A 6620-nucleotide genomic window follows, 5' to 3' on the forward strand; every position below is an offset into this window, starting at 1 on the left:
AAGTGCCGCACAAGTCCGGGCAACGGTCTTTCATCATTACGTATAAAGGAGCAGACGACAGTGCGTTTTGTAGCTACCGGAGACAGTTTTATTACGAGAAGAATGACGGAAAAAGAACAGGATCAAGGGTTAGTATCATTAATCGGGGAGGCGGACTGCCGCTTTACCAATCTTGAAGTGACGACTCATCATTATGAAGGCTATCCTTCGGCGATGAGCGGGGGGACATGGGCGATCGCGCCTCCAGCCGTTCTGAGCGATTTGAAGTATTATCAGTTTAACTGCGTAACATGGGCGAATAATCATACATTGGATTATTTGTACGGCGGGCTTGAGGCAACGGAACGCTATTTGGACGAGGCCGGGTTTGTCCATGCCGGTGTTGGCAAGCATCTTGATGCGGCGGCTGCGCCAAAATATTTGGAAAGCCCTGCTGGAAGAATCGCGATCATTGGTGCCACGTCAACTTTTCATGAGTTTTGGCGCGCGGGCAAGCAGCGGGGAGACAGTCTTGGACGCCCTGGTGTCAATCCGCTCCGTTATCAAACGACGTTCTATTTAAATCAGAAAAATATGGAGCATCTTAAGCAGGTAGCCGCGGTTACTGGCATTAATGCCGAGCAGGAGTTAGCTGTCAAAGAAGGCTTTGCTTTGGCTGGTGCCCAATATAAATTCGGTGATTATTCCTTTGAGCTTAGTGAGGAAGAGGGGATGAAGCGCCATTTGCATGAAGGCGATGTAAAAAGAATCCGAGCCGCGATTGCCGATGCGAAACGCCAAGCCGACTACGTGCTGATGAGCATTCATACGCACGAGATGGGAGAGGGACGCAAGGATGTTGCTCCTGATTTTCTCGAAGACTTCGCCCGGCTCTGCATCGATGAAGGTGCGCATGCCGTTATCGGTCATGGACCCCATATTGTCCGCGGGATTGAAATCTATAAAAATCGCCCGATTTTCTACAGCCTTGGCAATTTTATTTTTCAAAATGACACGGTGACGACTCTTCCGCACGACTTTTACGAACAGTATGGGATCGAGGGGGAGGCGACGGTCGCTGACGCTCTCGATATCCGTAGCGCCAACGGTACGAGAGGGCTTGGCGTGAATAAAAAAGTATGGGAGTCGGTTGTGCCACTCTGGGATATGGAAGATGGCAAGCTGACAAATTTACGTTTATATCCGATTGAGCTCGGTTTCGGACTGCCCCGCTATGAACGTGGCTGGCCGAAGCTGTCTGACCAACTTGATGTTCTCTATGACCTGCAGCGCTTATCGGAACCTTACGGAACGAAAATCACGATTAAAGACGGCGTTGGTCACGTATCTCTGTAATCCCCATTCTCTTAATGGCAAATTTATGCGATAATAGGATTCATACAAAATGTCGCAAAGAATGAGGTGAGATGATGAGTAAAGTGGAAAGAGTGAGTTATTTCAGCGAGCTTTATAAGCTGATCAATTTATATTCGTACAAACGCGATCTCGTAGTCGATGAAGAAACGGCAAATTTCTTTGAAAATGTAAAAAAGTATTGCGAGCTGCTTGAGTTGGATTATGAGGCCTTAAAAAAGGAATTTGATCTGCTGGAGCCGAGTGACTTTACCGATAACTAAGACAGGGACCTGTTTACGCCCTGGAAGGATGTATCAAAAGGTGATCAAAGCCTGTTGATGCATCCTTTTTTCGCTAGAATGGCAGGCGATTTGTCCGGAAATCGGATGCTGGTTAAATAGACATGGTTGTAAAGCCTACCTCGCCAATTGGAGAAAGTTCTTGTATAATACGGATGAGAGATAGGAAAAGGAGAGTGGAGTTATGCAAGGGTATCGTTTTGAGCAACGCAAAAAGCAGCGGATCAATCGGATACTAAACATAGCGATTGGGGTCGTTGTCCTTCTGATCCTTGTATTTGGAGCACAGATCTTTTTTGGATCATCTCCTTCTGAGGAAGCAGCACTTGATCAAGAGGATCCTGTTGAAGAAGAACCAGAGCGAGAGTCAATTACCGATCCAGCTGAGCCTGTTGAACAGCCGGAGGAACCGGCGGAAGAGCGAGAGCCGGCGGATCAGGAAGATGAGATAGATGAGCAAGAGATTGATCGCGATCAAGAACAGGATTTAGAGCCTGTTCCGGACGGAGAGTGGGAGCCGGTCGGTACTTCACAGACAGGTGAGTTCACGCCTGATTTCACCCAAGGTAGCACAAATTGGAATGAGATGGAAAGAGCTTTACGCTATGCCACAGGTCTGGAAGAAAATATGATCGTTTGGCGTCTCGAAAATGGCGGCAGTCCAACGAGAGCGCGCGGTGTTGTCAGTGCGCCGGACAGTCAGGAACAGCCGTATGAAGTGTTTATTGAATGGGTTGATGGCAGAGGCTGGATGCCGGTTGACAAGCAACAGCTCACAACCAATCCATACCGCAGAGGATAATAGAAGCGAAGGCGAAAGAATATGGTAGTGTGCGAAGTTTGCAAACTACACGATTTCGAGCTTTAGAAAAAAGGTAAATGTCAACCTTTTTTCTAAAGCTCTTTATAGTGGACTACAGCCGTGTAGACGGGTCGTTCCGTTTTCGGATGGAGGTAGACGCTGTGCTGGACGGAGTGGACGCGCAGCAGCAACGCTTTGTTCTGTTCGATTTTGTCGTTTACCGATGTTTCGAGTGTGTGTAGATCAAAAGCTTCATAGAATTCAATTTTGTCTCCGATTCGGTCTAATTGAATGGTCATCTCTCTTCTCCTTTTTTCGCAAAATTGCCTTTCCGCTAGGGGTTTTTCTTTTATATATTAGCAAAGATGCGTGCAAATGAAAATGAAACCTGTATAATAGGTTTGATGATATGGATAAGGAGTGTTTCGTGTGAGAATAGGGATTATCGGAGCGATGGACGAGGAAGTGGAATTAATTAAAGGAAAGCTGGATGATCGTCAGGATACAACGATTGCCGGCTGCGAGTTTCATCAGGGGAAGCTGGACGGCACAGAAGTGGTCCTGCTGAAATCAGGGATTGGCAAAGTAAATGCGGCGGTCGGCACAACGCTGTTGATCCAGCTGTTTGAGCCGACATGCATTATTAATACAGGATCAGCCGGCGGCTTCCATGAGCAATTGAAGGTCGGTGATATTGTCATTTCAACTGAGGTCCGTTACAACGATGTTGAAGCGACCGTTTTCGGCTATGAATTTGGTCAGGTGCCGGGAATGCCGGCTTACTATACGCCAGATGAGAAGCTGGTCGAAGTGGCGCAAAAGGCTGCTGAAAAGGTCGGCATTCACGCCGTCACAGGATTGATCGTATCCGGTGATTCGTTCATGAGCGACCATCAGCGGGTCGAGGAGTTAAAGCAGATATTCAACAATCCTTACTGTGCCGAAATGGAGGCGGGGGCCATTGCGCAAGTCTGCTATCAATTTGAGATGCCTTTCGTGATCATTCGCTCACTGTCGGACATCGCCGGAAGCGATGCGAAAGTGTCCTATGATCAATTTTTGGAAACAGCCTCCGTGCATTCCGCGAAGCAGGTACTGTTAATGGTCGAGGCATTGCAATAAGTGGTAGCGTCTTCCTCCTTTAACGGAGATTGCATACGATCCTCCTGACGATTCATGATAGAATTGAAGGAGGATGGGGGGAAGTCAGAGATGGATCAACAGCAGAAAGCATTAAAAGATAAAGTGACAGATTACAAGCGCTTCGGCTTTATTTTAGTAGCATTAAGCATGTTTCTTTTCATCGGCCTGCTCGTTCCGGCTCAAGGGCTCGCATTGCATCACCCTGAGCTGTTCATTGCGGCTGTTTTTCTTACATTGGCGCTCGCCGCCTTCTTTCATCGCATGGCGATGAAAGCCGAAAAGCAACTACAGGAAGATCAACAATCATAAATTCGTCAGCTGCTGCTTCATGAGATGAGGGGCGGCTTTTTTATTTGCCTTCAGAATATGATCTGCTCTAGGTGGTATCCTGTCTCTTTTGCTAGAGCCGGGCGAAAGTAGGTTGATCGGCTTGCTCTGCTTAATGATGAAAAAGTTTTCTTTGATGGAAGGGCAATTTGTATTAAAATGACAAAAGAGTCTTTGTCAGAGTAACTGTAAAAATGGGAGAGTGTGGAATGGACGAAAAAAAGCGAACAAATAGACCGCTTGTCCTGGCAGCTGTCATGCTGGCGATGTTTATGGCGGCTGTGGAAGCAACAATTGTCGCGACGGCGATGCCGGGAATTGTCGCCGATCTGGGGGGATTTTCTTTATACAGCTGGGTCTTTTCTTCCTATCTGTTAATGCAGGTTGTCGCCATTCCGTTATATGGAAAGCTGGCCGATCTTTATGGGAGAAAGCTCATTTTTTCAATCGGCATCATTGTTTTTTTAATTGGCTCGTTGCTTTGTGGATTTTCCTTCACGATGGAAATGCTTATTATTAGCCGGGTTTTACAAGGGCTCGGAGCAGGGGCCGTCCAGCCAATCGCGACGACGATCGTTGGCGATATGTATACGAAGGAAGAACGGGCCAGCATCCAAGGGTATTTGGCAAGCATTTGGGGAGTGTCCGCCATTGCCGGGCCATTGCTCGGTGCTTTTTTCATGCAGTATGTGAATTGGTCGTGGGTGTTCTGGATGAATGTACCTTTCGGTGTCCTGTCGATGGGGATTGTGATCTTCTTCCTCCATGAAAATGTCGAAAGGAAACGGCAGTCGCTTGATCTTGGCGGAGCGGGTCTTTTGCTCGTTTCGATCAGCGCGCTGATGGTCGTTCTTGTCCAATTTGACGGGACGATGATTCTTTCCAGAACAGAGCTTCTCCTGCTGGGCGGTTTGTCACTCATCTGCCTGATCTGGTTTTTCTATCACGAGCGCCGGGTGGCTGCGCCCATTGTCACCTTCTCCCTTTGGCGGCAGAAGGAAATACGATATGCCAATCTGGCTTCCTTCACATCCGGGGCGATGCTGATGGCGGTCTCAAGCTTTTTGCCGACCTACGTCCAGGGGGTGCTTGGGCAATCTCCACTCATCGCCGGCTTAACGCTGACGGCGATGTCAATCGGCTGGCCGCTCGCTTCAACAATTGCCGGAAAAATGATGCTGAAAACCGGCTTTCGCGTCACGGCATTAATCGGCGGCTTTGGCCTTTTGGCAGGAGCGTTCGGTTATTATTTGCTGACGGCATTTCTGCCGAATCCATGGTGGGCCGGTTTCAGCTCTTTTATGCTTGGGGCAGGTCTCGGCTTTTCGACAACGACGTTTGTCGTGTCGATTCAGTCGAGCGTGGATTGGAAGGCGAGAGGGGAAGCGACGGCGATGAATTTGTTCATGCGCCTGCTTGGTGGAGCTGTCGGCGTGGCTTTATTAGGAGGGATTTTGAACAATCGGCTGCGTGCTTTTCTTGAACGGGAAGGAGAAGCCCTATCGATCGAACCGTCTATCGAAACGGTTAACCGCCTGCTTGAAGCAGAAGAGCGGGTTCTGCTCAGCCCGGGGGAGCAGAGCCTTCTGCAGGCAGGACTCTCGTCCAGCCTGGCCGTGGTCTTTCTCGCGCTAACGGTCTTCGCCGTCCTCAGTTTTCTCTTTATCTTGCTTTTGCCAAAAGATCAGGTTGAAGAAAAGCAGGAGCATTAGTCCGGCCTTGTCAGCTCAAGAAAGTGGGTCAGGATTCGTGCCGTCAGACCCCAAATGACATATTGCTTATAGTAATAAAAAAATTCAGTCAGCGTGTTTTTCCGCGCAGCATACGTTCTGCTGTTTGAAATTTGTTCAAGTGGAAAGTGTTCATCCGGCTCAAAATGAATGTTCATCTCATACCGTTTTGGCTCATGTGTGTACAAAAAGGAAAGGGGGACGGTAAAAACATGGTCAACCTCCGCCGGGTTCGGCTTAATGCTTTCGATGTTCTCCAAAACAGCGGCAAATGGATAGATGATGCCGCGAAATGGGGTGACAAGAACATCGAGCGGAGCGAGGGGCTTAATATACTCGCGCTTAAGACCAAGTTCTTCGGTAACCTCGCGCATTGCCGCCAGCTGCGGGGTCGGGTCATCGGCATCAATCCGCCCGCCTGGAAAGCAAATTTCCCCCGGCTGGCTGTTCAGATGATGGGCGCGCACTTCAAACAGCACCGACAGTTCTCCATCGATGTCGACAAGCGGCAAAATAACAGCGGCATTCAAACTGTCTTTTTGAGCGATCACGCCAGCTGATCGGCCGGCAAGCCTGGCTTCAATTTCAGATAGGTCTCTCATGACAATGCCTCCAGTAGGTTATTGTTATAGGAAAGTATACCACAGATTGTAAGCGTTCTTAGCGGGAATGCTCCTGCAATGAAGCATCCCTTTCAAAATAAATGAAATTTATATGTAAGAAGATATGCCAAAGAAGCTGAAACGATGTCAGGAGTGGTGTACATTAATAGCAGGAAAGGTCATTGACCTAGCTTCCAAAATGTTCTCTCTACTCTCCCCCATTGCGAGCGATTCGGTTATCGAATCGCTCTCTTTTTTTAGTGGTTTAGAAAACCCCTGGCTATGCCGGGGGTTCAAAAGAGCTTCTAGCGTGGTATTAAAAAAACCTCACTTCATGATAGGATAAAGTTGGTTTCCCGACCACTTCATCTCATCATCGAAG

The 6620-nt window shown here is 48.3% G+C and carries 8 protein-coding genes; 6 read left to right on the forward strand and 2 right to left on the reverse strand.

Translation table 11 applies throughout. From position 1 onward, the window contains the following. Nucleotides 1-102 precede the first annotated feature (102 nt). From M3212_RS16280 to M3212_RS16290, 3 genes are all read left to right on the forward strand, one after another. Nucleotides 103-1335, forward strand: coding sequence for a CapA family protein (locus M3212_RS16280; protein ID WP_251195044.1), 1233 nt, complete (start codon nucleotides 103-105; stop codon nucleotides 1333-1335). A 74-nt stretch (nucleotides 1336-1409) separates the two neighbouring features. Next, nucleotides 1410-1616, forward strand: a complete 207-nt coding sequence (locus M3212_RS16285) for a hypothetical protein (protein WP_251195037.1) — start codon at nucleotides 1410-1412, stop codon at nucleotides 1614-1616. A 202-nt stretch (nucleotides 1617-1818) separates the two neighbouring features. Next, the gene (locus tag M3212_RS16290) at nucleotides 1819-2436 is read left to right on the forward strand and encodes a YrrS family protein (protein ID WP_251195038.1); all 618 of its coding nucleotides are present in this window, start codon (nucleotides 1819-1821) and stop codon (nucleotides 2434-2436) included. Between the two features lie 92 nt (nucleotides 2437-2528). Here M3212_RS16290 and M3212_RS16295 read toward each other — a convergent pair whose 3' ends face one another. Beyond that, nucleotides 2529-2735, reverse strand: a complete 207-nt coding sequence (locus tag M3212_RS16295) for a DUF2536 family protein (RefSeq protein WP_251195039.1) — start codon at nucleotides 2733-2735, stop codon at nucleotides 2529-2531. Nucleotides 2736-2865: 130 nt separating this feature from the next. Here M3212_RS16295 and mtnN point away from each other — a divergent pair, with 130 nt between their 5' ends. From mtnN to M3212_RS16310, 3 genes are all read left to right on the forward strand, one after another. After that, a complete protein-coding gene (gene mtnN, locus M3212_RS16300) occupies nucleotides 2866-3558 on the forward strand; it encodes a 5'-methylthioadenosine/S-adenosylhomocysteine nucleosidase (protein WP_251195040.1) in 693 nt (230 codons plus the stop codon). 90 nt (nucleotides 3559-3648) lie between these two features. Then, a complete protein-coding gene (locus tag M3212_RS16305) occupies nucleotides 3649-3888 on the forward strand; it encodes a YrhC family protein (RefSeq protein ID WP_251195041.1) in 240 nt (79 codons plus the stop codon). Nucleotides 3889-4115: 227 nt separating this feature from the next. Next, nucleotides 4116-5618, forward strand: coding sequence for an MDR family MFS transporter (locus tag M3212_RS16310; RefSeq protein WP_251195042.1), 1503 nt, complete (start codon nucleotides 4116-4118; stop codon nucleotides 5616-5618). Here the strand turns inward: M3212_RS16310 and M3212_RS16315 are convergent. Continuing rightward, nucleotides 5615-6238, reverse strand: coding sequence for an NUDIX hydrolase (locus M3212_RS16315; protein ID WP_251195043.1), 624 nt, complete (start codon nucleotides 6236-6238; stop codon nucleotides 5615-5617). The two genes, M3212_RS16310 and M3212_RS16315, sit on opposite strands and share 4 nt — an antisense overlap. Nucleotides 6239-6620: the final 382 nt, after the last annotated feature.

The organism is Halalkalibacter oceani (assembly GCF_023715705.1).
GTDB classification, from domain to species: Bacteria; Bacillota; Bacilli; order Bacillales; family Bacillaceae_D; genus Halalkalibacter; species Halalkalibacter oceani_A.

What these genes read in the sequence shown, in the direction of transcription:
- M3212_RS16295 (WP_251195039.1), bottom strand. Translation starts at nt 2,735, where the DNA reads ATGACCATTCAATTAGACCGAATCGGAGACAAAATTGAATTCTATGAA.
- M3212_RS16290 (WP_251195038.1), top strand. Translation starts at nt 1,819, where the DNA reads ATGCAAGGGTATCGTTTTGAGCAACGCAAAAAGCAGCGGATCAATCGG.
- M3212_RS16285 (WP_251195037.1), top strand. Translation starts at nt 1,410, where the DNA reads ATGAGTAAAGTGGAAAGAGTGAGTTATTTCAGCGAGCTTTATAAGCTG.
- M3212_RS16310 (WP_251195042.1), top strand. Translation starts at nt 4,116, where the DNA reads ATGGACGAAAAAAAGCGAACAAATAGACCGCTTGTCCTGGCAGCTGTC.
- M3212_RS16280 (WP_251195044.1), top strand. Translation starts at nt 103, where the DNA reads ATGACGGAAAAAGAACAGGATCAAGGGTTAGTATCATTAATCGGGGAG.
- M3212_RS16315 (WP_251195043.1), bottom strand. Translation starts at nt 6,238, where the DNA reads ATGAGAGACCTATCTGAAATTGAAGCCAGGCTTGCCGGCCGATCAGCT.
- M3212_RS16305 (WP_251195041.1), top strand. Translation starts at nt 3,649, where the DNA reads ATGGATCAACAGCAGAAAGCATTAAAAGATAAAGTGACAGATTACAAG.